This window comes from Providencia sp. CIM-Carb-044 (assembly GCF_033901115.1).
In the GTDB taxonomy this organism is placed as follows: domain Bacteria; phylum Pseudomonadota; class Gammaproteobacteria; order Enterobacterales; family Enterobacteriaceae; genus Providencia; species Providencia hangzhouensis.
In genome coordinates this window covers 377,710-402,998 of record NZ_JAXADV010000001.1, presented here as the reverse complement: position 1 = coordinate 402,998, position 25,289 = coordinate 377,710, and the positions used below count along the sequence as shown (strand labels likewise).

The window sequence follows — 25,289 nt, the reverse complement described above, 5'->3', positions numbered from 1 at the left end:
TCAATAATCCTTTATTTCTTTTATAACCCTGCCAAGTATTGTTAGGTCTTTTAAATCACAATCAAAAGCCATGCCCACGCCAGAAACTCGAACGCGTTGGATTGGAATGCGAGTTAACTCACGAACACTGATTTTTCCTTCAATATCTACGAGCCATTTGCCATCAAAAATATTGCCAAAGGATTTATCAACTAAATAGTAATCCCTGTCAATTTGTACACAAATTGGCTCTATTGGCATTGGCTTATTAGCTGAAAACATAGCTTTATCAAACATTACAGTGCTAGCTCTTTGTAGCTCACCGTTTAGTTCTTTGAAGTTAGTTAGCTTCAATATATCAACTCGTTCGTTATCAAATGGATTGCCAGTTCCCCAAACTAACCATTCAAGATTAGCTCCTGTTTCATGCATACACCTAACAACCATATCAGCAGGAAAAATATTTCTTTTATACCGTCCTGAAATTGCACTAGCTCCCATATTGAAATGTTCAGCTAATGTCATTTTTGAAGTAAAACCATAGGCTTCCATGATTCTATCTAAGACAACTCCACTGTTTTCACATGATACAAAATCAAATGAATCATTCATTTTCTTTCCCATGAACTTTACACTATGCAAAATAAAGCCAGTTTGATGTTGACACTTCACGTTAAGTGAAGTAAATTTCCCATCAAGCAAAGCACCAAATAACACTAAGCAATACCAAATAGCACACTAATAGGAGATTTTGCCTTATGCGACCAAACATTACAATAACCATTCCAGACCCATACGTCACAGTTAGTGAGTATTCTAAGCGTACTGGTTTATCTAAAAGCTCAGTACGCAATATGATTGCTGATGGACGCCTACCTATTCGCAAAAAGGATAAAGGTTTAAAGCAAGGTACAGTTTTTATTAATCTTGCTGCAATTACTGTTGAATCATTGTCAGAATGTAATGTTTCGCTTCAAGCGTAGTTATTATTCGCTTTAGGAGAACAAATACCATGTTTGATTATCAAGCTTCCAAACAATCACACTTTGATAATGCATGTCGTGCTTTTGCGATTGCTCACAAAGGTGACCTTGTTCAGATAGCGGAAAAAATCGGCATGAATGCGCAAATGTTGCGTAACAAGTTAAACCCAGAACAGCCGCACCAATTTACATGGGGCGATTTAGTTAAAGTTACCGATGCAACAGAAGACGCAACTTTAATTGATGGTTTGCTGGAGCAGCTTCAATGCCAGCCGTCTGTACCGTTGAATAATGCGACTGACGGAAATTTCCCTGCATATATTTTAAATGCAACAGCAGAGGTCGGAAAGTTAGCAAGCCAAGCGGTTTTAGGTGGTCATATTAATAATGCCCGTTCCGCTGAAATTAAACAGAGCGTAAATAATGCGATCCGTTGTTTAGCATTAGTTGGTGTGACAATTTCAGCCCGTTTACATTCATCCCCTGCGTTTGTATCAGCGATTGATACCGTTGTGGGATTCAGCCAAGCAATGGTGTGATTATGACTCAAGCACATAAACAGCAATACAAATATAAAGTCACTGGCGACTCATTTAAACGTTTAGAAGAAATCAGCGTAAACAAAAAAGATGGTTCATTAAAATATATTGTTCCCGTTATTTTGTTTGCAACTGTTTATTTAATTTCTAGAATATAGGTAATTACTATGCAACAGAATCCAGCAATACTTGAACAACGTTACATGCCAATGTCTATAGGCCAGCGTGTACACGGTATCAATAAAGTATGTGAAGTTAAATCTAAAACGTCGGGATTAGAGAATAAAGAATTAAAATCATTTATAAAAGAAATGCGTGACCGTTTTAATGAAGACCATGCAAATAATAAAAAGCTTTTAGCTATTATATTTTTTATGGCTGAAATTGATAAGTCTAGACATGGTTGTCAATTTGAAGATTTCACTTCAAAAGAAATATTTAATATTGTTAAAGCCATTAATTATATTAAAGGCTCAAGCGCCTTATTACCTAAAAATTTAACCTTACCACTCAACTAAATAATACCCAATTAAATAAATGACGTTAGCACGTCAGGGAATCTTACACTCTAAATTTAGGAATTAAATAAATGAATATACCAGAACCAACATTCACACCTGTATTAGATGCGACTTCAAATGATGCGATTTTAATTGATGGTCATATTAACTGGAATCGTAACGATGAACGCAAAGTTTGCAATGACCGTTACGCTTCTCGCCTGCGTAAGCTTCAAATGTATGTGCTGCAAGAAAAACCAGATTATGCAGCAATCAGCCAGTTACTAGAAAGCGAAATTAGTCATATTGAAAATCAGGAAACATCCAATCGATACGTTGAAAAGTATATGGTCAAAAATGAGCAGTTCTAAAACTGCTCTTAATAATCATTTAAATGTGAATTGGCTGTCGTACTTACCCGGGCTTAAATTATCGGCAAACAAATCCGTTAAGCCTAATGCAGCCAATTTATCAACTAAGCTAAGGTATGAGGACATTCCATATGTTGTTATCACTCTATAGATTTCTCCATTTTCATTTTCAATTGCAACCACCATCGGCCCTCCTCCCAATTCATTTTTTGATACTTTTTTAGCTATTTTGGAGATTTTTTCCTCAAGTTGACTTCGCTTGATGTTATCAATGTATGAATCGTCCATGGTAACTCCTCTATGAGTTTTAGAAAAATACTGAATATGCTTAATCATTATCACAGATATACCAACAAAAAAGAATTAACTAAACATCACGGACTAACAAAATGAGCTCGAACCAAGAACACAATAGCGACGTATATATTTCAATACGTCGCCAACATGAAGAAAATAAGCCAGAGTTGCCAAAATCAGCGACTCTGGCTGAACGCATTATGTGGGATGCTAATAAAGATGATGCTGAGTGGCGTCATGAAATTATTTCTCATGTCCCCGATTTCCTATCAATTTACTTTGCCACTAAATACGCACGCCTTTTTAATCAAAAGGGTCGTCGTCGTGCCAATGAGTTTTTACGCAAAACCGCTAAGAATGTATTGCCACGATTCGAACGGGTCATGAAACAGTATGAGTTTAAGCATCGTGTTTCAGGTGATAGACCATTCCCTTTTATTGAACAACTCGAAAATATTGCGCAGTTAGATAGAACGGTTATCAAAACTTTAGCAAATGATATTGCCAGTTTTATAAGTGATAACTATGAAGCTGCAACAAAGCAATACGCCAACAGCGACCCAAAAGATGAATGTGAAGCCCGTCAGCGTCTTGATAAAACTTACGCTTTCCTTGCTAAATTAACATTGCAGTCGGGCACACAGCCTCCATATTGGCAGCAATTTATTAAAGGCAGAATTAAACCAAGTGAAGATAAACTTTGCGCGGCATTGCTTCGCATGTTTGATGTTGCTTGGTGGTATCGTCGTTTAAAACGTTTGTGTGACCTGAAGCGCGAGCACCTTGCTATCGCGATTGGTCAAGTTCAAAAGTCCGCATCCCCTTATGTTTCAAAAACAACCTTGCATCGTTGGGTAGAACAAAAGCGTTCCAACTGGCAATTTCTTAAAGACTTTGAATTAGAAGACGAAGACGGCAACCGAACCGAACTTACAAAAATGGTTTTAGGTAGTGTGGCAAACCCTGCCGTTCGTCGTTGTGAATTAATGGCGCGTATGCGCGGGTTTGAAGACCTCGCCAAGGAAATGGGCTGTGATGGTGAATTTTACACAATGACAGCTCCATCAAAATACCATTCAGCCTATCAAGCAGGCGGCTTTGTTGATAATTGGAACGGATGTGATCCAAGAGCAACTCAAAAGTATCTATGTAAAACGTGGGCGAAAATACGCGCAGCTTATAGCCGTGCGGGTATCCGTGTTTTTGGTTTTCGTGTTACTGAGCCGCACCACGACGGTACACCGCACTGGCATATGTTGCTGTTTGTTATGCCTGAACATAAAAAACAATTGCGTTCTATTTTTAGTCACTATGCACGTTTAGAAGATAGAGACGAACTTACAACACCTAAAGCACTAAGAGCCCGTTTTCACGTTGAGCCTATAGATGAAAGGAAAGGCAGTGCAACTGGCTATATCGCTAAATACATTTCAAAAAATATCGACGGTTACGCGATGGACGATGAAGTCGATAAGGAATCAGGCCAAAAGTGCAAAGACATGGCGCGGGCGGTTTCCGCTTGGGCTTCACATTGGAAAATTCGCCAGTTTCAACAAATAGGCGGTGCGCCTGTGTCGGTATGGCGTGAATTGCGCCGCATGGGTGATGATACCGAAGCATCAACAGGTTTAGATGTTGAATTTGCCGAAGTCCACAAAGCAGCCGATACCAGCAACTGGAGCGAATACACCAAGTTGCAAGGTGGCGCGTTTGTGCGTCGTGCTGACCTTATCGCCCGTCTATGGTATGAGCGTGAAGAAAAGACCAACGCCTACGGTGAGCCAGTCAATTGCATCAAAGGGGTTTACTGTACTTTAGTGGGTAACGACTCCCCAATTATCACACGCATTAAGAACTGGCAGATTGTGCCGAAGTTAGCCGAAGCGACAGCGCAGGCTGGTTTTGATGGCGCGATTAGCGCCCCTTGGAGTTCTGTCAATAACTGTACGCAGGCACGGAGGACGATTAAAGACAAAGAAACGGTTATTCCCGATATTGTGAGAAAAGCCAAAGAAATTGGTATCACTTTAGACCCCGAAAAAGACCCTTTCATGATCCATTCGATAGCAAGAGGGGCAATTTATACAGAAAACGGTCAAAGCGTGAAGTTTCATGCAAATGGCCATATTCAAAAAATCATATTTAAGTCAGATAAAGTCAAAAAATCACTGGCTCGGTGTGAGCAAGCCATGTCTAGAATTCAATCACTCATAGGAAATTAATATGACCCTTAAAATGTTTGTAGAGACAATTAATGTTACAAGTGAATTATTATTTAGTTTACAAAAAGAACAAATGAACTTTTTACCGTGGCAAAAACGCTGGTACCAAACTCGCTTTTTGAAAAATAGGTCATTAAAAAAAGGACGTCAGATAGGTGCTGATTATTACTTTTTATTTGAAGCGTTGCAGGATGCGTGCTTAACGGGCAGAAATAAAATATTTTTTGGCAATGTACCTGTACATTATTTATTAAAGCATGCAAAGATAAAAGAAATTAGAATCGCTCATAATTACTTATTTAAATTAACTAATGGTGCAAATATTTATGTTTTTAATCCTGAGTATTTAACAGAGACAACATTTGCTGGAATCTCAGGAGATGTCTATATTTCAGAATGGTCATGGATAAGTAATTTAAGGAATATAATTCAGTTATCCGGTGCAATATCAATGCATGATAAGTGGCGGATTACTTTATATACCTTTCGCTCTCGCATTGATATTTGCTCAATTTTAGGAAACTCTTATTTATCGGATGAATTATTAAGTAAAAATCACTATCAAGATACTGTTCAAAACTCAGAATATGAAGTGGGTAATTTATTCTTAATTAATGAAGAAAAAATGACACAGTGGAAGCGTTTTGGTGACGAAATAGCTAACGAAATGATTTTTTGTTGTTTTAACGATAACTAAGGGAGTAGAACAAATGGCAAAAACAGCAGCAGAGCGCAAAGCGGAACAGCGTAAACGACAAAAAGACAGTGGCGAAATCAAATTTGAGTTGATGGTCGATAGCCAAGAATTGGACATGTTGAAAAATAATTGTGCTATTCGTCGACCAGGGCGGGAGCCTTACGAAATGAATGAATACATTCAGCTATTGATTCGCCAAGATACCGCTCGCCTAAGTGACAAAGTTCACGAGTTATCAAAATCAACCTGTAAAAGATGTGGTGAGCAATTGCCTGTTAGTCAGTGTTGCTTATCGGGTGCGGCTGATTGTTGGAATACAAACGGCTGGCATGATTTGAAATTGGATAATATTGCCGTGACATGTCACGAAGCGGATAGTTTATAAATGAATCACATAACCCTGTAATTCAAAAGAAATTTTAATTATTTCTGATTTACAGGGTTTCCCAATGACTTTATTTATGTATACTGTACAAATATCCAGTATACAAATGGGAATTTGAATATGAGCGATTTATTACAGGAATCGGTAGCGTTTGAACGCATTAGTGTTATTGCAAAGCTGGGAAGTTTAGAGGGTTGCAACCATTATGAGCGTCAAGTTGTACTCACACTGATTACTGAACTTGCAGACGGTGCAAGAGAAGAAATAGCAAAAAAGAGCAATCAAAAAATTAGGCTGCTAAATAGCAGCCCTGATGTAAGCCAGCAATCATGCACCCTTTGAGGTTAATAACCCTAGCGCCAGTTGGCGCTGTTCGGGGTTAAATTTTTCAATCATGGATTGAATCAAATCATCTGAGTGGGCGCTAGGGCTGATAGTGTGACTAAACGTTAGATTTAAAACATAGGTGTGACCGCATTCAACATCATTACAGGCGCAATAAAGGTCTGAAATTTCACGATGTTTACGATTCGATTTGCGAATTGTCGCGCGTTGGCCGCAAATGGGGCAGAATATTTTTAATACTCGCACGTTCCAGACCTCCGATTGTTGATAACGTCTTAATTTTACCCTATTTTTAGACATTATTCATTTTCCTTAATGATATTTTGACGGAAATTCAATTTCAAAGACTCATTTCTACCGATTTCACTATTGACCGCATTCATGAATAAATTTTGTACAGGGATAACTTCATCTTGTCGGTACGCTTCCCTTGCTTTCAATGGGTCACCTAAGCCGCCAGAGCCTAAGCCGGGAATGATGCCAGCAAGGCCAGCAGGGAAACGGTGAGCATTTAGAATGTCTTGCGCACTAATACTTTTCACATTGCTAAACTCATCGTTTGCAGAGATATCCCCAACGGGAATAAATTTGATGCCGTCAGGGTCACCATTTGGCACACTCACAAACATAGTTTCAAAATTACCAATTCCCTTGCTTTGGCTGAGTTTTTGGATGATTTGTTCTTCCACTTCATCGGTCATATTCGGGTCATTACAGTAAATCATCCCGCCAGTATGTGCCCCGTTGTGATAATAGCGACGACGAAATATTGTTGCTTCACTGTTTAGTAAAGCTGCGTGAATGCCGCCAATATAATCCGGCAAACCGTAGACTTGCTGTTGTGGGTCATACATTTTGATATAAATGATTTCATCAGGGGTATAAACTAGATGCTCACCTTCTTGTAAAATGACAAAATCACCGTCTTTACGCCTGCGCAAGTAAAGTGAGGGCAAAACCTCCAGTTCGATGGTTTCACCCCAACCGTTACGCACTTTTAAAATGGCCACATCACCAAACAAAAAATAATTAAAAACTGCCGCTTTTAGTTGCTCATGGGTTAAGCCACCGCCTATATAGTCACTGGTGACCATATTATGACGAGCATAAAGAACGCCACCATGTTGGCCATTTAAATTTACCAATTGCGCCAGTGCTTCACGGTCTATTGGCGGTGTCCAATGGTCAAAATCATTGTCATACCAGATATTTTTATAATCAGTATGGGTTGTTAAAATAGGTTCAGGTTTACCCAGTACAATACTAAATGCTTTTTTAGGTGCCTTTGTTGCTTGCACCATTTGTTTGCGTGAATTCCGTTTCTTTTTCATTATGCAGCCTTTGGTAATATATATTTAGATTTGCGCTTTTTATCCGTGTTAAGCGGCTCTTTAATTACTGCGTGAGACGTTGCCCAGAAAACATCCGCGTGGCCTGTTTCTTGTGTTCTATCTGCGACGAATGTCATTGCGCCACCTTTACCTGTAGTTGTGTGACGGATGCATAAAAATGACGCGGGGATTTCTTTCTGATCCATATCCCATTCAATGCGCTCTTCATCAACAATATCTATCATCTTCATCACAAGTTGTGTTTTCATTTGCAGACTATAAAGAATGGGCTGTGTGATACGTGGCGCAAAATCTTGCACCGTTTCATATACGGCTTGACCTATCCCTGTGGTATCGATGCCAATGTGTGTGAAACGATATTTCTTAGTTAAGTCTTCAATCAATTTTGCTTGATGTCGCCAGCTAAACCCTTGCCAATAAAATGTTGCCAATACCCGAAATACTTCGGGTGCCATCATGGGCGGTGCAACGATAACAAACGTTGATGTGTCGCCAGAGCGTGCAGGGTCATACCCGCCCCACACTTCGCGATTGCCAAATGGGCGCGGGTCGTCGGGTTTATGGTCTTCCCATAAATTCACATCAACACCGCATTTCATTAAAGTGTCATATTTAAAGACAGACTTACCGCTATCAATAAATACGCACATATACAACATATTGAATGTGTCAGGGTTATATCGTTGACGTAATTTATCGATGGACGCTAAGTTAAAGCCGCCTTTTATCGCATCTTCAAGGGTAATGATATAGCGCCATTGCCCATCAGGGCACTCACGCCCCCCGTCACGCATTTCTTTCTCACTTGGAAACTCGACGTTCTTACGTTTAGGGTCATTGCCGCGCCATTCATCCCCCATCCAAAATGGATAAGCTGGATGTGTTTTAGAGCTAGGCGTGGAAAAATAGGTGATACGCCAGCGGTCATGTGTTGCCATTGCTGATGCAACATCATTTAAGCGTTTAAAATCAGGAACCCAAAAATATTCGTCACAATATAAATGACCACTATAAGATTGAGCCGTGTTTTTATTGGTGGATAAAAAGCGTAATTCAGCCCCATTACTTAAACGGATGGGATTACCCGTTAGCGTCACACCAAAGAATTGTTCCGCAATATTCACAATATATGACCGGAATACTTCCGCTTGGGGTTTTGACGCAGATAAAAATATCTGAGGGTCACCCGTCAAACAAGCGTTCTCAAAGGCTTCAAAAGAAAAATACCACGTCGCCCCGATTTGACGGCTTTTTAATATGTTGCGCACTGCCTGCGTGATATTAATGCGCAAATGCTTTTGATAACCAAACAGCATTTCATCAGCAAAGCGTTGGAAATCTTCTGGCGTCAGGCTAGAAATGTCATTTTTACGATAGCGTTTCTTTTTCTTCGGCTCGCCATCTTCATTTATTGCATAATCAGCACCGCCTTGCATATCCGCTGATTGCGATTTTAATGCTGCCATTTTTTCGGCGTGCTTATTCGCTTGCGCCATTAATTTAACGTGGCTAGCAATCAAGCGGTCTAACTCATCTAATTCAAGCTCCGTTTTTTTATTTCGCTCACTCAATAAAGCAATGCGACGGTTAATTGCTTCAATCACACTCTCATGACTGAGCATATCTGCCCAATTCCATTTTTCTGCCCAATAGTAAACAATCCGACGATTAGGCAGGCTCAATTCCTCCGCGATTTCCGCTGGAGTATAGCGTCGCAAATATAACGATTTTGCGACCTGTATTTTTGCATCCGTGTATTTAGCCATAGTAGATGCATTGTGCCCCGACCTTTAAACGCTGGCATTAAGCGGCTTTCGGCAAAGTATTTATAACCGAATCGAACTTGTCGCCAGTGAAAAAAATGTGGGCAATACTGAGCACCTAACGAAATGGAAGCAATAAACCCAAGGATGGGAGCAACATGTAAATGTCGCAATTGAGAACAACATGGTTATGTATCGCGACTGAGGGTGACACTGTTGATGGTCGTATTATCGAACGCCAACATTTAATTGAAGCCGCTGAACTTTATGATTACACGCTATGGGCAGCGTTGATTTGGCCTGAGCATAACCACGAAGTTGATCCAGTGGGTGAAGTCCTTGAAGTCATGCTTGATGAAGATAATAACGGAAACTTGCAACTTTTAGCGATTATCCGCCCATTTGTCAGTTTGCTATTAGCAAATACAGAAGATAAGTGGCTATTTACCTCGATTGAATTAACGCCAGATGGAAATTTTCGCGGTACGGGAAAACACTATTTAGAAGGTCTGGCTGTTACTAATAGCCCGGCAAGCGTAGGAACAACACGGCTACACTTTAGCCGCAACAAATCTAAGGATGGAACCATGTCAGACAAAAAAAACTGGCGCAAAAAATATAATATCGCAGACCCTGCACCAACACCGGAACCAACACCGGAGCCAACACCTAACCCCGACCTTCAAGAGTTAGCCGAAGCGCTGGCAGCTGCAGAAGATAAAATTGTAGAGCTGGAAGCTAAGCTAAATGAAACGTCGCAGGAAGTGACTGAAGTTCAAGAAGATATCGAAGTAGTAAAAGAAGTCGTCGATACAAATGAATTTAAACAGTTGCGTGATAGTTTGCCAGATTTAGTTAAAAATTTCAGCAAACTAGATAAGGTTGTGACTAAAAAACCAAATCCAAATCCTAACGGGGATAAAAACGCTCGTTTTAATTTTCTGTAAGGATAAAAAGGAAAGGAATCCATGCAATTAAATACTCGTGCAAGGCAGTTTCTAAAAGAATATGAAGCTGGTCTGCGTAAAAGTTATGGGGTTGACGATACGTCAAAATACTTTGCCATAACTGATCCAAAAGAAACATCATTGCGCAATGCGTTGATGGAGCAATCTGCATTCTTAAACATGATTACATGTGCTGATGTAGACCAACTCCAAGGGCAAGTCGTATCAGTAGGAAACCCCGGTATTTTTACAGGTCGTAAGCAAGGTGGGCGTTTTATTCGTCAAACTGCGAACGATGGTAATGAATATAAACTGGTTGAAACTGATTCCGGTGCAGCACTTGATTGGGCGCTTTTATCTGTTTGGGCGAACTCGGGGTCTGAAAATGAGTTTTTCCAACGCATGCAAGCCTTTACTAATGAAACGTTTGCATTAGATATGATCCGAATCGGTTGGAATGGTACGCATGTAGCAAAATCAACAGATTTTGAAGCCTATCCGAACGGAGAAGACGTCAATATCGGTTGGCATCAAATCGCAAAAGATTGGGACGGTGGTAAACAGGTAATTACTGACCCAGTCAAGTTAGATGATAAAGGGGATTATCGGTCATTAGATGCAATGGCATCAGACCTGATTAATACCTGTATTCCGGTGCAATACCGCAGTGACCCACGCTTAGTTGTATTAGTTGGGCCTGATTTAGTCGCGGCTGAACAATACCGACTTTATCAAGCGGCTGATAAGCCAACCGAAAAAATCGCGGCTCAAATGTTGGGAACCACAATTGCAGGTCGCCCTGCGATTATCCCGCCATTTATGCCGGGCAAACGCATGGTTGTGACATATCTGTCAAACCTGCATATCTACACCCAACGCAATACGCGTCAGCGTAAAGCGGAGTTTGTAGAAGACCGTAAGCAGTATGAAAACAAATATCTGCGTAATGAAGGATATGCACTGGAATATCCAGAGTTATATGCCGCTTATGATGAAAGCGCGGTCACAATTGGTGAAATTACTGAACCTGCTGAAAAGGTCGGTGAATAAACCATGCTATCACCTGCTCAACGTCATCGGGCTAGCGTTGAACTACGCCAAAAGCTAGAACAGCAACAGGCCGTCACTATCGCAGATGGTGCCAGTATGCACTTACAGGCGAGAGCGATTGAGCAGGATGTCAAAAGACTGCGTGAGCAACCGACAACAGCTGACCGCGTGGAAATGAAAAAGCGGGAGTTACTCCCCGCTTATCTTCCCACCGCTGAACGCTATTTGTCCGAGGGGGAGGTCTACCGAAACCCGATTTTTGCTTACTGCACCGTTTGGCTATTTGATGTTGGGGATTTCGACAAGGGATTGGATTGGGCAGATATTGCCATTGAGCAAGGACAGCTCACCCCAGACAATTTCCGCAGTAATTTTCCGGCCTTTGTTGCTGACACTATCTTAGCGTGGGCAACATTGGAAAATGAAGCGGGAAACAGTATTGAGCCTTATTTTTCAAGAACCTTTAAAAATGTCACTGAAAAGTGGCGAGTTCACGAAAAAATCAGGGCTAAATACTACAAATTTGCTGCATTGAATTTGCTAAGAAGCAATATCAATCAGGATGCGAAAGCCAGCGCCATTGATTGTGTTGATACATTGGAGCAAGCCGCATCCTATATGGAAAAAGCACGACAGCTTAATCCGAAAGTGGGTGTTGATACGCATTTAAAACGGATCGCCATGCGCATTCGAGCGTTAACAACCGAATAAAAACGACTACCGCAAGCCGAAACGGGCGCGGTGGAGGTATGACAATCATGTCATTAACCGTGGAAACCGGACTGCCCGTTTTTTTTATTACAAGGATAGAAAATGAAATCAGAAACAATGGTTGGCGCGATATTGATATTACTCATTATTGCAGTGTGTTTATTGTTATCTCTGGGCTTTTCTTGGGGAATATTAAGTGTCTGGAATTGGTTCTCAATTTCAGCCGAATTAAATACGGTAGTGCCTGTAAATTGGGGAACGGTTATTGGGCTATCAGTCATTTTATTTGTATTGCGAAGTATATTCTGGCGGAGTGATTCAAAGTAGCGAGCGATAAATTATGTTTAATGGCAACGATTTAAATTATCAATCGGTCGAAATAACTAATGATGGTTTTTGGCCTGATATTAATTTAGCTGACTTTCAAAGACAGCGCCAAATACCACCGGATTTAAATCATGAGTTATTAACGGATGCGTTATTAGCCAGTGTTGCTGAAATTAATTTATCGCTCGAATCACTGAAAAAACAATTGTTGTCTAAAGGGTATAACACTGCAAATGATGCTCCGGGAGCAAAAGCCAATGGGCAAAACGCATTGTGTGCACAATATAAAAAGGCGCTCTATGCACGGGCTAAAGCGGATTTGATAGGCGAAATAACATCAATTGTCAGCCGTGCGGCAAATCCGAAGCAAGAAAACCCTGAAACAAAGAATAATTTACTCGCAGAAGCCGCATTTGTGATCCGCAATATGAAAGGCTTAAAACGTGTCACGGTGGCGATGATATGAATAAATTAAAAAGCCTAACTGATTTTTTAAAAGCCAATTTACCGCCACGCGTCTGTGATGTTGAATTTAAAAGCGAAATGGACGAAATACAGTTTATCCGCGCGCATCGGGATTTAGGCTTAGACCAATATCAAATGATGATACGACAAAGTGAAGCTGTCATTTCATGGGGGCGTTTTCCTTATCGACTGATTCACCCTGATTATATCCCTTTGCTAATTGATGCGTGGGCATGTGAACAAGATAACGAGTTAGGCAATAGCAATATCGAACAAGAACCGCCATCTATGATTGTTGAAGTTGATGACGAAACAGCCGTTGTCATTGTGTCAATTTCACTCGCTGAGCCCGTTGTGATGAAAGAAGACATAAACGGGATTGTTCCTTTTGATGGTAAACGTTGGTCACTGGCAGATACCGAATTTGGATACGCAGAACACGCTGAAATTTATAGTGACGTGAAAAATGATAATTAAAGGCCAATTGAGCAAAGAGCAATTTGCAGAAATGCAAAAAGCGTTAAAAAACCTTGAATTACCAGAAAAGAAAAAACAGCGTTTTTTATGGCGCATGGCGAAATATGGCGTAATTGCATCAGCAAAACGAAATGTTAAAAATCAACAATCGCCTGATGGTCAAGCTTGGAAAAAAAGGCAAAGTAATTATAAGAAAAAAATGCTTCGTAATATGCCTAAATTATTGCATATCAGGGAGATGCCTGAAACAGATTCGGTAAGAATTTATTTACAAGGTGGAAATTATCATAGTGGCGGTAAAAAATTAAGTGCGGGTGTTGTTGGTTTCACTCAACAACATGGAATGAAAGCAACAATAAGAAAACGTGATGTTCAATCAAAAAAAACAACTGAGCGTGAAGCCACAAAGAAACAAGCAAAAAAATTACGTGATTTAGGATATCAGGTTAAATCTGGGAAACGTTGGAAAAAACCAACTGTAAAGCATATTTGTGAAAATATGGATATGGGGCAAGCAGGTTTATTAATTAGAAAGTTAAGTGAAAAACCACCTAAAAATACATGGTCGATAGATGTTCCATCCCGTGTTTTTTTAGGCATGAGCGATAGCGATTTTAAAAAGGCACTCGCAAGGCAGTTACAAGGGATTGGATTTGGCGCTGATGTTAAAGCGCAGGATATTAAATAAAAGGACTTAACTATGTGGCCTAACATTCAGGTTAATCAAGTCAATCAGTTACAAGGCGAAACCAAAGAAATTGAGCGTGTTTTGCTGTTTGTGGGCAAAGGGAAGAGCCATATTGGTGAAACCTTACCTGTTAATACTCAAACTGATTTAGATACATTATTGGGGGTAGAAAATAGCCCTTTAAAGTCGAATATCAAGGCAGCAATGGCGAATGCTGGGCAGAATTGGTTTGGTTATGTTCACGTCTTGCCCGAGAGCGCAGCCGAAACCGATTTTGTTGATGCGGTAATGAAAGCGCAATCTGTTGCCAGTGTTGAGGGCTATGTCTATATCGGTGATGCCACCAAAGCAACAATTAAAGCTGCGCAAACACTCCGCGCAAATCTAATGGCGAAGTTTGGGCGCTGGACATGGGCAATTCTTTCTGTCGCAGGGTTACAAGCAAAAGAAACGTGGCAACTAGCCTTAACGCGCCTTGGTGAGCTTCAAAAAGGCGAAGCGGTTGAATCTATTCAATTAGTGCCTACTTTTTGGGGAAATGAAGCGGGCGTATTGGCGGGGCGTTTATGTAACCGTGCGGTTACCATTGCCGATAGCCCGGCTCGGGTAAAAACAGGCGCTCTGCTTGATTTAGGCAGCGTTGATAAACCCAAAGACGATAGCGGTGTGGAGATTGACTTAGCCACCTTGCAAGCGTTGGAAAAACTCCGTTATAGCGTGCCAATGTGGTACCCCGACTATGACGGCATGTATTGGTCAGATGGTCGCACTTTAGATGTTGAGGGCGGTGATTTTCAAGCGATTGAAAACCTGCGTATTGTTGATAAAGTCGCGCGTCGCGTTCGTTTACAAGCTATTGCAAAAATTGCAGACCGTAGCTTAAACAGTACACCAAACAGCATTGAAAACCACAAATCTTATTTTGCTCGCACTATGCGTGAAATGTCACGCAGTGCAGAAATTAACGGGGTTACGTTCCCCGGTGAGTGCAAGCCACCGCAAGACAATGACGTCGTGATTGTGTGGAAAACCAAAAATACGGTTGAAATTTATATCACAGTAAGAACGTATGAATGTCCGAAAGGAATTACGGTCAGTATCTTACTGGATGCTAGCTTGGAGAGCGCATAATGAGCCAACGTTTATCTGGTCAATCCTTTGACTTTAATATTGATGGTGACTTAATTCACGTCGAAAAAGTGAGCCTATCCATTACTGATAATACCGCAGCCGCGCAAACCAAAGGTATGCCCGACGGTTTTGTCGCGGGTGATGTGAGCGCAGAGGGTGAAATCGAAATTAGTACAAAATATTTTGAGATTATCGTCGCAAAAGCGCGGGCGGCAGGTTCATGGCGTGGGATTAAGCCAATGGATTTCCTTTGGTACGCCAAGGCAGGCAATGAAGAAATGAAAGTCGAATCATTCGGTAATAAATTGATTCTGACTGATATTTTAGATACCGATCCCAAAGGTGGCGCACTCACTACTCACAAAATTAAATATCTGGTTACGAGTCCTGATTTTGTGCGTATTAAAGGCATTCCTTATTTGGAATCTGAGTTAACTCAAACCCTTATCGGATAATAGGGATAATTTGTTCATGGAAGAACACGAAAAAACATTTATTACAATGGTTATTATCGGGGCGCTAATTAGCATTGGTCAAATGCTAACAGGGGCTGAACCTATCACCATCAAGTTATTTGTGAGTCGGGTAATTTTAGGGGCGGCAACCTCTGTCGCTGCCGCTGCACTTTTAATTTGGATCCCCGACCTTTCACCGCTTGCCCTTGTTGGATGTGCGTCCGCATTAGGGATTGCCGGATATCAAGCGGTTGAAATGTGGATTAGAAAACGTGGAAGCGCACTGTTAAAAGGGAAATTTAAGCAATGAGCAAATTACCACCAAGAGGCATTCGTAACAATAACCCCGGTAATATTCGCCACGGTGATAAATGGCGAGGTTTACACCCTGAGCAAACAGATAAATCATTTTGCCGATTTATCGCACCGGAATGGGGGTATCGGGCGCTGTTTATTTTAATGCGTACCTATGAGCGAAAACACAAAATTTGCTCTATTCGTGAAATTATTAACCGCTATGCACCACCAGTGGAAAATAACACTGAGGGCTATATTCAGCGTGTCGCAAAAGAGTTAGGGGTTAGTCCTGATGATTGCTTATCTGTTATGCAAAAAGACGTTTTGTTTGCTTTAGCGGATGCCATTACTCGTGTCGAAAATGCGGGGCAGCAACCTTGGGGCATTGCCGAATTCGAAAAAGGATATGCATTAATATGACAAAACAACTCGCGCTGATAATTGCTTTATTGGCCTGTGCCTTTGGCGCGGGTTGGAAAGTCAACAGCTTATATCACGATAGCATTGAGCTAACCGCAAGTAGGACAGCAGCAAAAATCAAAGGGGATATTGAAAAAATATCAAGTGAGTCCGGTCAAAAGCTGGAAGAACAATTGGAGGGGATTGCCAATGCTGCCCCCAGAGAAATACGCACTGAAATTATTAAGCCTGTGTTTACTAACGTTTGTGTTAGTGATGAGTTTGTCAGCATGTACAACCAAACCGCCGACAATATCGAGCGTGAATTATCAGGAAAACCTGTTAAAAAAATGCTCGACGGACATTCCGAGACTCGCAGGAACAACAGGCCGTGATATCTCAGAGCCATTAGAAAAAATGGCTATTTTATACGGTCAATGTGCCGCACGGCACAACCAATTAACGGACGAAATCAGAAAGAGAAAGGAACTATCTCATGACTAAAAAAATTATCACTTTAACGATTAACGAAAAAGACGTTAGCTTTGAGCCAAATATCACGGCTTATAACGGCATGATTAACGATATGTCGATGGACAATAAAGTTGCTCCGCTGACCACTTATTTAAAACGTATTGTCACCGCTGAAAGCAAGGAATATTTAGACGAATTACTCAGCTTTCCGGGGGCTGCCGCACAACTTGCCGAAGCAGTAAACAAAGAATACGCGCCAAAGCTGGAAATTAGCGTAAAAAACTAAAAAACCGTGTTCGTGCAATTGAGCGTAATGAGTTAGAGCAATTCATTGCGCTCAGAAAACACTATTTACCTCATGAGCCGGACACGGAAGAAAATCTCGCTACTGCAATCTGGTTAGATAACCGCCACTGGGAAAACACGCAAATTGCAGTCGCAAATGGAATTGTATTAGCGTTTAAAGGTGACTCATGAGCGAGTTAGATTTTACTCTCAGCCTTATCGACAATATCACAAAGCCTATTCGACAAGTGCAATCGGCTGTCTCTAATTTTGCTAGAGACAGCCAAGTCGCCTTTGGTAAAATTGCTGTAGGCGGTGCAGGTCTTGCCGGGGCGTTCTGGTCTATTAAAAGCATCCTTGACCCTGCCATTGAAATGAATGACGCCATGATGAGTGCATCATTACAGGGTATTGATGATGGCATCATGTCTAAAGTGTCTAAAGACGCCCTGAAATTCGCATCCCAATACGGAAAATCATCCATTGATTTTGTCAATTCCACTACGGCAATCAGCAAAGCCATTAACAATGTCACGCAGCAAGATTTGCCACAATTAACCCGTATTACTAATACGACAGCCGCGGCATTAAAAACCACATCAACCGAAGCCACCGAATACATGGGGCAAATGTTCAATCAGTTTGAAAACCAAGCCAATGCCGTTGGGCATGTTAAATTTGCTGAAGATTTGGCAGGTAAGGCCGTGTATATGTCAAAAGCATTTGGCGTTTCGATGGCTGAAATAACAGGTTTGATGGAGGGCGCAAAAAATGCAGGTACGCAATTTGGCGTCGGGATTGATGAGCAGCTTGCGGTATTGGGTGAGCTGCAAAGAACGCTAGGCGGTGAGTCATCGGGAGCGTATGAAGCATTCCTCAAAACAGCTACTGATAGCGGTAAAAAACTCGGCCTGTCATTCGTCAATGCGTCAGGTCAGATGTTATCCATGCCTGAAATGCTGGATAAATTGCAGGCCAAGTATGGCAAGAGTATTGAGGGCAATTTAAAAGCCCAAAAAGAAATTGAAGCGGCCTTTGGTGATTCTGCCGTCGTGGTCAAACAGCTTTATGGCAATGTTGATATTTTGCGTAAAAATATTGGTTTCTTAGGTGCCAGTGATGGAATGAAGCGTACCACGGAGCAAGCCGCAAAATTAGCCAATCCGTGGGAACGGCTTATGTCTATTTGGCAATCTATCCGTATTGCCATTGGTATGACGTTATTACCTGTCATTACCCCATTAATCGATAAACTCGCGGAAGGTGGTCAAACCCTTGTACGATGGTTTACGTTATTCCCCAATATCGCCCGGTGGGTCGGTTATATCACTATGGGAACACTCGGATTTGCTTCCGCAGGTGCTGCCGCCAATATCGTGATGGGTATTTCCAAATTTATCATGGCAGGGTTAAGTATCATCATGGGGGTCTTTAGTGGCGTGCTAAAAATGGGCACTGCCGCTATCTGGCTTTATCGCACTGCAATATTGGCATGGAATACCGCCCTTAAATTTATTCGTGGCACATTATTAGCTGTGCGTATTGCTGCAATGGCGGCAGGTGTCAGTTTTTCATTTATGAGCTGGCCTATTTTACTAATTATTGGTGCTATCGCCCTACTCGCTTATGGCATCTATAAACTTATTAAACATTGGGATGCAGTAAAAGCCGCAGTAATGAACACGACAGCGTTTAAAGTGGTAGCGATAGCTGTTCGCATGGTTGGATTAGTTGCCGCACAAGCGTGGGAATGGATGGCACAAAAATGGCAAGAATTTAAAGACTATTTCGGTGATACGTTGGTTTTCAAAACGATTATTGCCATGTCTGAACTAATTAGCCAAGCGTTTAATACCGCATGGAATGCCATTGCAGATGGTTGGGCGGCACTTTGGGGCGCATTTGAAAACTTCTCATTAATTGACACATTCGACAGCATGATTAAGGGGGTTGTTAAGCTGTTCTTTGACGCATGGGAAACTATCGAATCATCCTTTGCTAAAACGTTTAACGGCATTATCGACCTGTTAAATTATCTGCCGGGCGTCAATATTGAAACCAAAACCACCGGAACCGTTGACGGCTCACCCGCCCCAGCAGGTGCAGCAGGTTTGTTGGTCGGAGGGCAACTTAGTGGTGTAGAGAAAGGCGGCATTAGTCGGCAAATCAGCAATAACCGAACCCAATCGATTGATAACAGCAAGCGATACGATACAGTAAATATCAATGTGACAAACGGAATGTCGCCAACGGATTTAGCGGAATGGACTGCGCTTGATAATGGATAATTTACTCTACATTGATTTATTAATTACAAACCGAGATTTGACATTAAACTCCGGCAATGAGCCGGAGTTATGCAATAACCGTCAATCAATCACCCAAGATGTGGCACACCGTATTATTGAAAGCGGACTCGCCACCCAATTAGTGGCAGAGCGTAGCCCAACATTACGCGCGGACATTCGCACGCAAATGGAAATCTTGGTTGAAAGTGATGAACGGTTAGTTCCGGGTACCGTTGTGATTGATGAAGAAAATACCAAGCGACTTTGGGTGACGGCTGATACTTATGATTTTGGCCGTATCAATTTAGGGGTAAATTATGAACAGTAAAAATATCCCTGAAATTGATTATGAGCAGGTTTTACGTGATAGCGGGATGCCAGTCTCAGAGGACGAAATTAGCGATAAATTTGCGGAAATTGTCCACGATGAGGGCTTTGTCACCAATACCTCAGACATGTCCCCATTTTGGCGTTTAATTAATACCATTGTGACAAAGCCTGTTCGCTGGCTTACGGAAGCATTAATTAATGTCACCTTGAAAAATATGTATTTAGCCACTGCATCAGGGCAATGGCTAGATATGTTTGCATGGGGCGTCAATTTAACGCGCAAGCCTGCCACCGAAGCAAAAGGCGTCATCCGTTTTTATCGTGCCGTAGGTGCGGGAACGGTCACCATTCCAGCCGGAACTATCGTGCAAACAGAACGCATCAACGGAATTATTTACAGCATGAAAACCGTTGAAACAAAAGCGATAAACACCGATAGCGCGTTAGTGCCGGTTATCGCTGAAAATGCCGGAGGGGCTTATAATCTTGCTCCTGGTTATTTTCGTATTTTACCCGTGGCGATTGCAGGTATTGAGCGTGTTCAAAGTGAAGATAATTGGTTATTAGTTCCGGGTGCTAACGCAGAAAGCGACAATGATTTGCGTGACCGCTGCCGCAATCAATATAACTTAGTCGGTCAATATCACACTGATGCGGTTTATCGTGGAATGATAGCGAATGTTGTTGGCTTGAGTATTGACCGCATTTTCTTTTTGCATGATGCGCCCCGTGGTGCAGGTACCGCCAATGCGTATTTGTTATTGGACAGTGGCGTCACCAGTCAGCCTTTTATCGACAAAGTGAATGATTATATTAATGCACAAGGCCACCACGGGCACGGTGATGATATGCAGTGCTTTCCTATGCCGGAAACGCAACATATATTAAAAATCACGTTATTTGTGCAAAGCGTGGAAAACCTCACCACTGAGGAACTGCAAAAACTCAAACAAGATACGGGCGATTTGGTGCGTTGTGCGTTTCGTGAAAACACCAATTATGATGTCAAAAAAACATGGCCATATTCGCGCTTTTCATTCTCAAATTTAGGTCGTGAGTTACATAAACAGTTTTCCGTCTTGGATTCTATTGTGTTTAGCATTCCCGACATTGTCAGTGATTTAAGCGTCCCACGCCTAAAATCGCTCACGATAGAGGTACAAAATGCCCGAGTTTAAAGAACGATTAAAGCGATTGCAGTTGCCATCATGGATGAACCTTGGTGAGCTCGCCACATTATTGCGTGCAGCAAAGCGGTTTTGGGAAATTATTTATAGCTGGTTAACGTGGCCTTTAGCGCAATTAGACCCCGACACATGCACTGAGCCATTATTAAACTTGTTGGCCTATCAGCGCGATATCCACCTCTTTAATAATGAACCGTTGGATTTATACCGCAAGCGCGTGAAATATGCGTTTATCAACGCTAAAGATTCCGGCAGCGTCGCGGGGTTTATTGAGATATTTAAACGCCTTGGCGTCGGCTATGTCGAAATTAACGAGCGACAGCCGGATATTGACTGGGACGTCATTATTTTACGTGTCAGCGACGGTCAAATCGCCAATAACCCGGATTTGTTATTACAAATCATTAGGCAGTATGGGCGAACATGTAGGCGCTATCGCTTTGAAGTCATAGCGGTGCATGAGTTAGGTATGCGCGTGGGCTTTGTTGAAGCTGATTATATTTGCTATTACGCCACGCTGCCCAACCAGCCATTGTTTATTCGAATTGGACAAATTACCGCGTCAAGTGAAACCTTTGGCGCATCATTAATGTAAAGGACTACATTCATGGCATCAGTTATTACTTTAGCTTTCGAAAATTGGAAAGCCCAAGAAGCGGCAAGCGGTAAGGCCGTATTGTTGGATGAATTCGTGTTCGCCAATGTGCCGAATTTAGACCCGACACAACCGATTGACCGCAACGAAAAATTACCTCCTGCAAATCAAATAGTTCACCGTCAAGCAGTCAACAAAGCAGGGTTAGCCAGTGAAAATGCTGTGGCCTATAGTGTCACTATGGGCGCTGACGTCGGTAACTTTGATTTCAACTGGATAGGCTTATTAAATAAAGCATCCGGTACGGTTGCAATGATTACCCATGCACCAACCCAAAAGAAACTCAAAAACCAAAATGGGCAGCAAGGGAACGTATTAACCCGCTCATTTATATTGGAATTCCAAGGTGCAGCCGAAGAAACCCAAATTAAAACCAGTGCAGAAACGTGGCAGATTGATTTTACTGCCCGCTTGTCTGGAATTGATGAAATGCAGCGCCTGATTAATGTTGATAGCTATGGCGCGGCTGCATTCTTTAATGATGGTTTTGAAGTCACCCGCAGTGGTGAACAATATACCGTTAAAAAAGGCTTGGGCTATGTTGGCGGTTTGCGCGGTGAATTGGCACAAAACCAGATTTTAAATGGTTTACGCAACACTAAAGTGTATGCCGATTTTAGTTATCAAGGGAACATTGTTAGCCAGTGGAACACGGTTGTTAAAATCACATCAACAGCAACATTAAATAATTATGTTGATGCGGCTGGATTTACTCACCAAGTATTTGCCATTGCAAGCATTGATGCATCAGGGAATGTAAAAGATTTGCGCTCAATGGGGGCTTTAAGTAGCCAAGAAATCAGCGCATTAGAAACTCGTTTAAAATTAGATTTAAGTAAAAAAATTGATAAAGCCAATATTACCCATCAAATGGGGAATAGTACTGAGTTGGTAGTTAGCCAACAGCTTCTGGCTACCGAATTAGGCAAGAAACAACCAGCAGGAAATTACGCCCCAGCGGGTGACTATGCAACCAACACTGCATTAAACAACGGGCTAAATGGAAAGCTTGATAAAACGAATGTTGTGCAAGGTATTGGTACATCCACAACACAAGTTATGAGCCAAGACGCAGCGACTAAAGCATTTGCAAGTAAGCATTTAGTTAAAGATATTGGCTATGGTCAAACGGCTCTAATATCTCCTGAAAATAAACATCAAATAGTTGCTCGTGATTCGGGTAGTTCGGGATTGGTTAACAACACTACGGGGTTACATGTTTGGCGCTTTAGTGAAAACGGAACAATGACGGATGGACTAATCCCGATTGGCAATGGTGGAACTGGCGCAAAAACAGTTAATGAAGCAAGGCAAAATCTAAGCCTTTACAGCAAAACTGAGGTCGATTTAATCGCAGTTCCCATCGGTGCTTCAATTCTTTGGAATGTTGCAACTTCAATACCTAATAATTTTTGGGCTAATGAAGGAAGGGCTTTTTCGGCTACTGAATATCCGGAAGCCGCAAAAATATTTCCATCTTTGCGTCTACCCGATGATAGAGGATATGCAATTCGAATTGCGGATAACGGTCGAGGCATTGATTCTGGGCGTACTGTAGGAACGTATCAAGAAGATGCAACAAGAGAAATTACAGGAAAATTATCATCAACCATTAATGGAAATAATTCCCCCGTTGCTGATGGGGCATTTGGTTTTTTAGAGTATACAAATTCAAAAACAACTGGTGCCCATTGGGGTGAAAAGGCTAATGCAATTTACGATTTTAAAACATCGAGAGTCGTTCCAACTTCTCATGAGTTTAGAATGAAAAACGTAGCTAAAATTTTAATAACGAGAATGAAATAATGAAATATTCAACTGAAATTCAAAAAGCTAAATTTGATGATAATGGGTTAGCTATTATTGCAGGGTGGGCAGAGGTTTATCTTTGTGACCCAATGACCCGCGAATATGTCCGGGCTTCATTAGATAATGTTCCATTTTGTGGCTCAGTTGTTGCTGATGCGTATTTGGATAAACCCGATTTACCAACAAAAGAGAATGTCGCCATTCTTCGCAGTGAAGATGATAAATCATGGATTCATGTTGCTGACTATCGCGGTAAAACTGCTTACAGTACGGAAACCCGCCAACCGATTGAAATTGATTTTATTGGTGATTTGCCTGACACACTAACTCTTTTAGAGCCTAAAACTGAATTTGATATGTGGAATGGTAAAAAATGGGTAACAGATACTGATGCGCAAAAAGCGATGCTAGTCGAACAAGCAGAACAGGAAAAAACTCAGCGTTTAGAAGAGGCAGAGCAAAATATCTTAATGCTTGAGCGCAAAGTGCGATTAGGAATGGCAACCGCTGAAGAAATTGAACTTCTTAAGCAGTGGGAAATTTATAGTGTCAAAGTATCTGATATTGATACATCAACCGCACCGGATATCGAATGGCCAGTGAAACCATAGTTCACCCAAGATGGCGTAAATCATTGATGAAAATGTCCCCGACTATGTCGGGGTTAACATGTTCGATGGTGCCAGCACATCCGTTTGTCTACGGACTTGGGCAAAAAACCGATACAGGCTGCTATTTAAGCCCAACCAACGCCATTAATCATATTGCAAAGAAACTGGCGGGTGCGGGTGAAACTGACATTGTTATCATGATGGTCTGCGCTAAATCGCAGGTCGAATTTATGTCATTGTTGCAAGTGTTTTCGTCTGTATTTCCATTGCCTGTTTTCTCACAGGTGGAACGCATGGCAAAAACAGCGGCTAATCTGCAAGTCACCAAAATGCAATTGCCGGGCAAACAGTTTGGCGGCTTACCCAAACCGCAGGCACTATCAACATCAACAAGTCGGGCAACAATTAATGCCCAATTGATAGAACAGGCAAAAAATAGCGCAGGCAGCGCAAGCGGTATTGATGCCATGAAATCTGCTATGTCCGGCTTTAAATCAGCAAGAGAGAACGCACTTAAAGAGATTGGCAATAAACTCACTGATTTACTCGGGAAATCCGTGGTTATTTGGAGTTTTACGGGCAAAGGTACAGGCGATTATTTAGCGGAACGGCTACAAAAAGATATCCCTGAGCCAGATGCCATTTTTACATTGGCTACACTGTTTGCAGGAAGCGAACTGGCACCACTAAAAGGAATGCTTCATGATCCAACAAAATCAATCAACAGCACAGAACCCGACAATCACGCTCGCCCTTGATGGTGAAGCTATTCCGCTGAAAAACATCAAAGTTAATTCGTCTATTCAATTTCAAGATAAAGACCAGTCCGGTCAAACGTCTAGCACATCCGTAGCGGAGCAAGGTATTAAGCCTCAAGAGTTGCGCATCACGGGTGTGATTAATTTTATTGATGAAAAAATCCTCACGCGCCTATTTACCTTAGCGAGAGCCACAGAAAACGGGAAGCTAAAACGTTATCGGGTAGCAAATCATACCGCTAAAGCGATTAATTTTCGCATTGGTACTTTTACCAACAATATTGATGCCAGCGAAATCGACGGGCAAATGGCGTGGCAAGTCACGTTCACATTAAGAGAGCATTTATCCGTATCTGAGAAAAAAGACGCCAGAGCCGCAGCCCAAGTCAAAGCGAAAAAACAAACGGGCAACCCGAAAGCACCGACGGCAGGGTCACAAGAAGAAAAAGACGAATTAAGTTGGTTTGAAAGCACGGTTTTGAAACCGATTGATGATTTAGGGAATAAATAAT

At 41.7% G+C, this 25,289-nt stretch carries 36 protein-coding genes; 31 read left to right on the top strand and 5 right to left on the bottom strand.

The genetic code is table 11. The features are described from left to right. Entirely contained in the window at positions 1-591 is a 591-nt protein-coding gene (locus tag SJ312_RS01790; RefSeq protein WP_319866805.1) for a phage repressor protein CI, read from the bottom strand. A 146-nt stretch (positions 592-737) separates the two neighbouring features. On the opposite strand from SJ312_RS01790, the gene SJ312_RS01785 reads away from it, so the two are divergent. The 5 genes from SJ312_RS01785 to SJ312_RS01765 all read left to right on the top strand — a co-directional run bounded on the left by SJ312_RS01785 (position 738) and on the right by SJ312_RS01765 (position 2,372). Further along, entirely contained in the window at positions 738-962 is a 225-nt protein-coding gene (locus tag SJ312_RS01785) for a helix-turn-helix transcriptional regulator (RefSeq protein ID WP_272661892.1), read from the top strand. A 29-nt stretch (positions 963-991) separates the two neighbouring features. Further along, positions 992-1,501 (top strand): phage regulatory CII family protein, encoded by a 510-nt coding sequence (locus SJ312_RS01780; protein WP_319866803.1) that lies wholly within the window; start codon positions 992-994, stop codon positions 1,499-1,501. A gap of 2 nt (positions 1,502-1,503) precedes the next feature. Then, positions 1,504-1,659, top strand: coding sequence for a hypothetical protein (locus SJ312_RS01775; protein WP_164455376.1), 156 nt, complete (start codon positions 1,504-1,506; stop codon positions 1,657-1,659). 9 nt (positions 1,660-1,668) lie between these two features. After that, a complete protein-coding gene (locus SJ312_RS01770) occupies positions 1,669-2,019 on the top strand; it encodes a DUF5347 family protein (RefSeq protein ID WP_238562769.1) in 351 nt (116 codons plus the stop codon). 71 nt (positions 2,020-2,090) lie between these two features. After that, positions 2,091-2,372, top strand: coding sequence for a hypothetical protein (locus SJ312_RS01765; RefSeq protein ID WP_109911724.1), 282 nt, complete (start codon positions 2,091-2,093; stop codon positions 2,370-2,372). Positions 2,373-2,387: 15 nt separating this feature from the next. Here the strand turns inward: SJ312_RS01765 and SJ312_RS01760 are convergent, their stop codons facing one another. Next, entirely contained in the window at positions 2,388-2,660 is a 273-nt protein-coding gene (locus SJ312_RS01760) for a hypothetical protein (protein WP_096864694.1), read from the bottom strand. Between the two features lie 101 nt (positions 2,661-2,761). On the opposite strand from SJ312_RS01760, the gene SJ312_RS01755 reads away from it, so the two are divergent. From SJ312_RS01755 to SJ312_RS01740, 4 genes are all read left to right on the top strand, one after another. Continuing rightward, positions 2,762-4,891: a replication endonuclease gene (locus tag SJ312_RS01755; protein WP_319866801.1), complete on the top strand. Its 2,130-nt coding sequence runs from the start codon at positions 2,762-2,764 to the stop codon at positions 4,889-4,891. A gap of 1 nt (position 4,892) precedes the next feature. Further along, entirely contained in the window at positions 4,893-5,588 is a 696-nt protein-coding gene (locus SJ312_RS01750) for a terminase large subunit domain-containing protein (RefSeq protein ID WP_264966626.1), read from the top strand. 13 nt (positions 5,589-5,601) lie between these two features. Further along, on the top strand, positions 5,602-5,973 hold the full coding sequence (locus tag SJ312_RS01745; RefSeq protein ID WP_264966628.1) for a hypothetical protein: 372 nt from the start codon (positions 5,602-5,604) through the stop codon (positions 5,971-5,973). A gap of 120 nt (positions 5,974-6,093) precedes the next feature. Continuing rightward, positions 6,094-6,315, top strand: coding sequence for a hypothetical protein (locus SJ312_RS01740; RefSeq protein WP_048608885.1), 222 nt, complete (start codon positions 6,094-6,096; stop codon positions 6,313-6,315). On the opposite strand, the gene SJ312_RS01735 is transcribed toward SJ312_RS01740, so the two are convergent. From SJ312_RS01735 to SJ312_RS01725, 3 genes are read right to left on the bottom strand one after another with little or no spacing between them, the layout of a single operon-like run. After that, the gene (locus tag SJ312_RS01735; protein WP_141395919.1) at positions 6,301-6,618 is read right to left on the bottom strand and encodes an ogr/Delta-like zinc finger family protein; all 318 of its coding nucleotides are present in this window, start codon (positions 6,616-6,618) and stop codon (positions 6,301-6,303) included. The two genes, SJ312_RS01740 and SJ312_RS01735, sit on opposite strands and share 15 nt — an antisense overlap. Continuing rightward, entirely contained in the window at positions 6,618-7,649 is a 1,032-nt protein-coding gene (locus SJ312_RS01730) for a phage portal protein (RefSeq protein WP_319866799.1), read from the bottom strand. The genes SJ312_RS01735 and SJ312_RS01730 overlap by 1 nt, the downstream gene beginning before the upstream one ends. Further along, positions 7,649-9,436, bottom strand: a complete 1,788-nt coding sequence (locus SJ312_RS01725; protein WP_319866798.1) for a terminase large subunit domain-containing protein — start codon at positions 9,434-9,436, stop codon at positions 7,649-7,651. Before SJ312_RS01725 ends, SJ312_RS01730 begins: the two co-directional genes overlap by 1 nt. A 161-nt stretch (positions 9,437-9,597) precedes the next feature. Between SJ312_RS01725 and SJ312_RS01720 the strand changes: the two genes are divergently transcribed. The 22 genes from SJ312_RS01720 (at position 9,598) to SJ312_RS01620 (ending at position 25,288) form a co-directional block, all read left to right on the top strand. Beyond that, complete coding sequence (locus tag SJ312_RS01720; RefSeq protein ID WP_164455387.1) at positions 9,598-10,380, top strand: GPO family capsid scaffolding protein; 783 nt, start codon at positions 9,598-9,600, stop codon at positions 10,378-10,380. A 21-nt stretch (positions 10,381-10,401) separates the two neighbouring features. Then, the gene (locus SJ312_RS01715; protein ID WP_048608874.1) at positions 10,402-11,430 is read left to right on the top strand and encodes a phage major capsid protein, P2 family; all 1,029 of its coding nucleotides are present in this window, start codon (positions 10,402-10,404) and stop codon (positions 11,428-11,430) included. 3 nt (positions 11,431-11,433) lie between these two features. Further along, positions 11,434-12,141, top strand: a complete 708-nt coding sequence (gene gpM, locus SJ312_RS01710) for a phage terminase small subunit (RefSeq protein ID WP_048608872.1) — start codon at positions 11,434-11,436, stop codon at positions 12,139-12,141. A 102-nt stretch (positions 12,142-12,243) separates the two neighbouring features. Continuing rightward, a complete protein-coding gene (locus SJ312_RS01705) occupies positions 12,244-12,468 on the top strand; it encodes a hypothetical protein (protein ID WP_048608870.1) in 225 nt (74 codons plus the stop codon). A gap of 13 nt (positions 12,469-12,481) precedes the next feature. Then, positions 12,482-12,934, top strand: coding sequence for a head completion/stabilization protein (locus tag SJ312_RS01700; RefSeq protein ID WP_048608868.1), 453 nt, complete (start codon positions 12,482-12,484; stop codon positions 12,932-12,934). Then, positions 12,931-13,410: a phage tail protein gene (locus SJ312_RS01695; protein ID WP_164455410.1), complete on the top strand. Its 480-nt coding sequence runs from the start codon at positions 12,931-12,933 to the stop codon at positions 13,408-13,410. The genes SJ312_RS01700 and SJ312_RS01695 overlap by 4 nt, the downstream gene beginning before the upstream one ends. Beyond that, positions 13,400-14,098: a hypothetical protein gene (locus SJ312_RS01690; RefSeq protein ID WP_319866794.1), complete on the top strand. Its 699-nt coding sequence runs from the start codon at positions 13,400-13,402 to the stop codon at positions 14,096-14,098. Before SJ312_RS01695 ends, SJ312_RS01690 begins: the two co-directional genes overlap by 11 nt. 12 nt (positions 14,099-14,110) lie before the next feature. Next, positions 14,111-15,229, top strand: a complete 1,119-nt coding sequence (locus SJ312_RS01685; protein ID WP_319866792.1) for a DUF2586 domain-containing protein — start codon at positions 14,111-14,113, stop codon at positions 15,227-15,229. Further along, on the top strand, positions 15,229-15,684 hold the full coding sequence (locus SJ312_RS01680; RefSeq protein WP_048608860.1) for a phage protein: 456 nt from the start codon (positions 15,229-15,231) through the stop codon (positions 15,682-15,684). Before SJ312_RS01685 ends, SJ312_RS01680 begins: the two co-directional genes overlap by 1 nt. A 16-nt stretch (positions 15,685-15,700) precedes the next feature. Then, on the top strand, positions 15,701-15,994 hold the full coding sequence (locus tag SJ312_RS01675; RefSeq protein WP_048608858.1) for a phage holin family protein: 294 nt from the start codon (positions 15,701-15,703) through the stop codon (positions 15,992-15,994). Next, positions 15,991-16,401 (top strand): structural protein, encoded by a 411-nt coding sequence (locus tag SJ312_RS01670; protein WP_048608857.1) that lies wholly within the window; start codon positions 15,991-15,993, stop codon positions 16,399-16,401. The genes SJ312_RS01675 and SJ312_RS01670 overlap by 4 nt, the downstream gene beginning before the upstream one ends. Next, positions 16,398-16,775 carry a hypothetical protein gene (locus SJ312_RS01665; protein WP_319866789.1) on the top strand — a complete coding sequence of 126 codons (378 nt, stop codon included), beginning with the start codon at positions 16,398-16,400 and terminating at the stop codon, positions 16,773-16,775. Before SJ312_RS01670 ends, SJ312_RS01665 begins: the two co-directional genes overlap by 4 nt. Before the next feature lie 101 nt (positions 16,776-16,876). After that, a complete protein-coding gene (locus SJ312_RS01660; protein ID WP_096864679.1) occupies positions 16,877-17,140 on the top strand; it encodes a putative phage tail assembly chaperone in 264 nt (87 codons plus the stop codon). Positions 17,141-17,157: 17 nt separating this feature from the next. Then, positions 17,158-17,331, top strand: coding sequence for a DUF6890 family protein (locus SJ312_RS23485; protein ID WP_413776468.1), 174 nt, complete (start codon positions 17,158-17,160; stop codon positions 17,329-17,331). Continuing rightward, positions 17,328-19,427, top strand: coding sequence for a phage tail tape measure protein (locus SJ312_RS01655; protein ID WP_319866787.1), 2,100 nt, complete (start codon positions 17,328-17,330; stop codon positions 19,425-19,427). Before SJ312_RS23485 ends, SJ312_RS01655 begins: the two co-directional genes overlap by 4 nt. Next, a complete protein-coding gene (locus SJ312_RS01650) occupies positions 19,420-19,755 on the top strand; it encodes a DUF2590 family protein (protein WP_048608849.1) in 336 nt (111 codons plus the stop codon). The genes SJ312_RS01655 and SJ312_RS01650 overlap by 8 nt, the downstream gene beginning before the upstream one ends. Further along, positions 19,745-20,935, top strand: coding sequence for a baseplate J/gp47 family protein (locus SJ312_RS01645; protein WP_319866785.1), 1,191 nt, complete (start codon positions 19,745-19,747; stop codon positions 20,933-20,935). The genes SJ312_RS01650 and SJ312_RS01645 overlap by 11 nt, the downstream gene beginning before the upstream one ends. Further along, positions 20,922-21,539 carry a phage tail protein gene (locus SJ312_RS01640; RefSeq protein ID WP_319866784.1) on the top strand — a complete coding sequence of 206 codons (618 nt, stop codon included), beginning with the start codon at positions 20,922-20,924 and terminating at the stop codon, positions 21,537-21,539. Before SJ312_RS01645 ends, SJ312_RS01640 begins: the two co-directional genes overlap by 14 nt. A gap of 12 nt (positions 21,540-21,551) precedes the next feature. Then, the gene (locus SJ312_RS01635) at positions 21,552-23,405 is read left to right on the top strand and encodes a phage tail protein (RefSeq protein ID WP_319866782.1); all 1,854 of its coding nucleotides are present in this window, start codon (positions 21,552-21,554) and stop codon (positions 23,403-23,405) included. Then, a complete protein-coding gene (locus SJ312_RS01630; protein ID WP_319866781.1) occupies positions 23,405-24,019 on the top strand; it encodes a tail fiber assembly protein in 615 nt (204 codons plus the stop codon). Before SJ312_RS01635 ends, SJ312_RS01630 begins: the two co-directional genes overlap by 1 nt. Further along, positions 24,001-24,777 carry a hypothetical protein gene (locus SJ312_RS01625; protein ID WP_319866779.1) on the top strand — a complete coding sequence of 259 codons (777 nt, stop codon included), beginning with the start codon at positions 24,001-24,003 and terminating at the stop codon, positions 24,775-24,777. Before SJ312_RS01630 ends, SJ312_RS01625 begins: the two co-directional genes overlap by 19 nt. After that, entirely contained in the window at positions 24,722-25,288 is a 567-nt protein-coding gene (locus SJ312_RS01620; RefSeq protein ID WP_240105478.1) for a hypothetical protein, read from the top strand. Before SJ312_RS01625 ends, SJ312_RS01620 begins: the two co-directional genes overlap by 56 nt. The last annotated feature ends 1 nt before the right edge of the window (position 25,289 follow it).

What these genes read in the sequence shown, in the direction of transcription:
- SJ312_RS01725 (WP_319866798.1), bottom strand. Translation starts at nt 9,436, where the DNA reads ATGGCTAAATACACGGATGCAAAAATACAGGTCGCAAAATCGTTATAT.
- SJ312_RS01675 (WP_048608858.1), top strand. Translation starts at nt 15,701, where the DNA reads ATGGAAGAACACGAAAAAACATTTATTACAATGGTTATTATCGGGGCG.
- SJ312_RS01780 (WP_319866803.1), top strand. Translation starts at nt 992, where the DNA reads ATGTTTGATTATCAAGCTTCCAAACAATCACACTTTGATAATGCATGT.
- SJ312_RS01685 (WP_319866792.1), top strand. Translation starts at nt 14,111, where the DNA reads ATGTGGCCTAACATTCAGGTTAATCAAGTCAATCAGTTACAAGGCGAA.
- SJ312_RS01665 (WP_319866789.1), top strand. Translation starts at nt 16,398, where the DNA reads ATGACAAAACAACTCGCGCTGATAATTGCTTTATTGGCCTGTGCCTTT.
- SJ312_RS01645 (WP_319866785.1), top strand. Translation starts at nt 19,745, where the DNA reads ATGAACAGTAAAAATATCCCTGAAATTGATTATGAGCAGGTTTTACGT.
- SJ312_RS01625 (WP_319866779.1), top strand. Translation starts at nt 24,001, where the DNA reads ATGGCCAGTGAAACCATAGTTCACCCAAGATGGCGTAAATCATTGATG.
- SJ312_RS01740 (WP_048608885.1), top strand. Translation starts at nt 6,094, where the DNA reads ATGAGCGATTTATTACAGGAATCGGTAGCGTTTGAACGCATTAGTGTT.
- SJ312_RS01690 (WP_319866794.1), top strand. Translation starts at nt 13,400, where the DNA reads ATGATAATTAAAGGCCAATTGAGCAAAGAGCAATTTGCAGAAATGCAA.
- SJ312_RS01755 (WP_319866801.1), top strand. Translation starts at nt 2,762, where the DNA reads ATGAGCTCGAACCAAGAACACAATAGCGACGTATATATTTCAATACGT.
- SJ312_RS01695 (WP_164455410.1), top strand. Translation starts at nt 12,931, where the DNA reads ATGAATAAATTAAAAAGCCTAACTGATTTTTTAAAAGCCAATTTACCG.
- gpM (WP_048608872.1), top strand. Translation starts at nt 11,434, where the DNA reads ATGCTATCACCTGCTCAACGTCATCGGGCTAGCGTTGAACTACGCCAA.
- SJ312_RS01785 (WP_272661892.1), top strand. Translation starts at nt 738, where the DNA reads ATGCGACCAAACATTACAATAACCATTCCAGACCCATACGTCACAGTT.
- SJ312_RS01775 (WP_164455376.1), top strand. Translation starts at nt 1,504, where the DNA reads ATGACTCAAGCACATAAACAGCAATACAAATATAAAGTCACTGGCGAC.
- SJ312_RS01655 (WP_319866787.1), top strand. Translation starts at nt 17,328, where the DNA reads ATGAGCGAGTTAGATTTTACTCTCAGCCTTATCGACAATATCACAAAG.
- SJ312_RS01700 (WP_048608868.1), top strand. Translation starts at nt 12,482, where the DNA reads ATGTTTAATGGCAACGATTTAAATTATCAATCGGTCGAAATAACTAAT.
- SJ312_RS01630 (WP_319866781.1), top strand. Translation starts at nt 23,405, where the DNA reads ATGAAATATTCAACTGAAATTCAAAAAGCTAAATTTGATGATAATGGG.
- SJ312_RS01730 (WP_319866799.1), bottom strand. Translation starts at nt 7,649, where the DNA reads ATGAAAAAGAAACGGAATTCACGCAAACAAATGGTGCAAGCAACAAAG.
- SJ312_RS01735 (WP_141395919.1), bottom strand. Translation starts at nt 6,618, where the DNA reads ATGTCTAAAAATAGGGTAAAATTAAGACGTTATCAACAATCGGAGGTC.
- SJ312_RS01670 (WP_048608857.1), top strand. Translation starts at nt 15,991, where the DNA reads ATGAGCAAATTACCACCAAGAGGCATTCGTAACAATAACCCCGGTAAT.
- SJ312_RS01680 (WP_048608860.1), top strand. Translation starts at nt 15,229, where the DNA reads ATGAGCCAACGTTTATCTGGTCAATCCTTTGACTTTAATATTGATGGT.
- SJ312_RS01760 (WP_096864694.1), bottom strand. Translation starts at nt 2,660, where the DNA reads ATGGACGATTCATACATTGATAACATCAAGCGAAGTCAACTTGAGGAA.
- SJ312_RS01750 (WP_264966626.1), top strand. Translation starts at nt 4,893, where the DNA reads ATGACCCTTAAAATGTTTGTAGAGACAATTAATGTTACAAGTGAATTA.
- SJ312_RS01705 (WP_048608870.1), top strand. Translation starts at nt 12,244, where the DNA reads ATGAAATCAGAAACAATGGTTGGCGCGATATTGATATTACTCATTATT.
- SJ312_RS01770 (WP_238562769.1), top strand. Translation starts at nt 1,669, where the DNA reads ATGCAACAGAATCCAGCAATACTTGAACAACGTTACATGCCAATGTCT.
- SJ312_RS01765 (WP_109911724.1), top strand. Translation starts at nt 2,091, where the DNA reads ATGAATATACCAGAACCAACATTCACACCTGTATTAGATGCGACTTCA.
- SJ312_RS01635 (WP_319866782.1), top strand. Translation starts at nt 21,552, where the DNA reads ATGGCATCAGTTATTACTTTAGCTTTCGAAAATTGGAAAGCCCAAGAA.
- SJ312_RS01660 (WP_096864679.1), top strand. Translation starts at nt 16,877, where the DNA reads ATGACTAAAAAAATTATCACTTTAACGATTAACGAAAAAGACGTTAGC.
- SJ312_RS01715 (WP_048608874.1), top strand. Translation starts at nt 10,402, where the DNA reads ATGCAATTAAATACTCGTGCAAGGCAGTTTCTAAAAGAATATGAAGCT.
- SJ312_RS01620 (WP_240105478.1), top strand. Translation starts at nt 24,722, where the DNA reads ATGATCCAACAAAATCAATCAACAGCACAGAACCCGACAATCACGCTC.
- SJ312_RS01745 (WP_264966628.1), top strand. Translation starts at nt 5,602, where the DNA reads ATGGCAAAAACAGCAGCAGAGCGCAAAGCGGAACAGCGTAAACGACAA.
- SJ312_RS01790 (WP_319866805.1), bottom strand. Translation starts at nt 591, where the DNA reads ATGAATGATTCATTTGATTTTGTATCATGTGAAAACAGTGGAGTTGTC.
- SJ312_RS01640 (WP_319866784.1), top strand. Translation starts at nt 20,922, where the DNA reads ATGCCCGAGTTTAAAGAACGATTAAAGCGATTGCAGTTGCCATCATGG.
- SJ312_RS01650 (WP_048608849.1), top strand. Translation starts at nt 19,420, where the DNA reads ATGGATAATTTACTCTACATTGATTTATTAATTACAAACCGAGATTTG.
- SJ312_RS01720 (WP_164455387.1), top strand. Translation starts at nt 9,598, where the DNA reads ATGTCGCAATTGAGAACAACATGGTTATGTATCGCGACTGAGGGTGAC.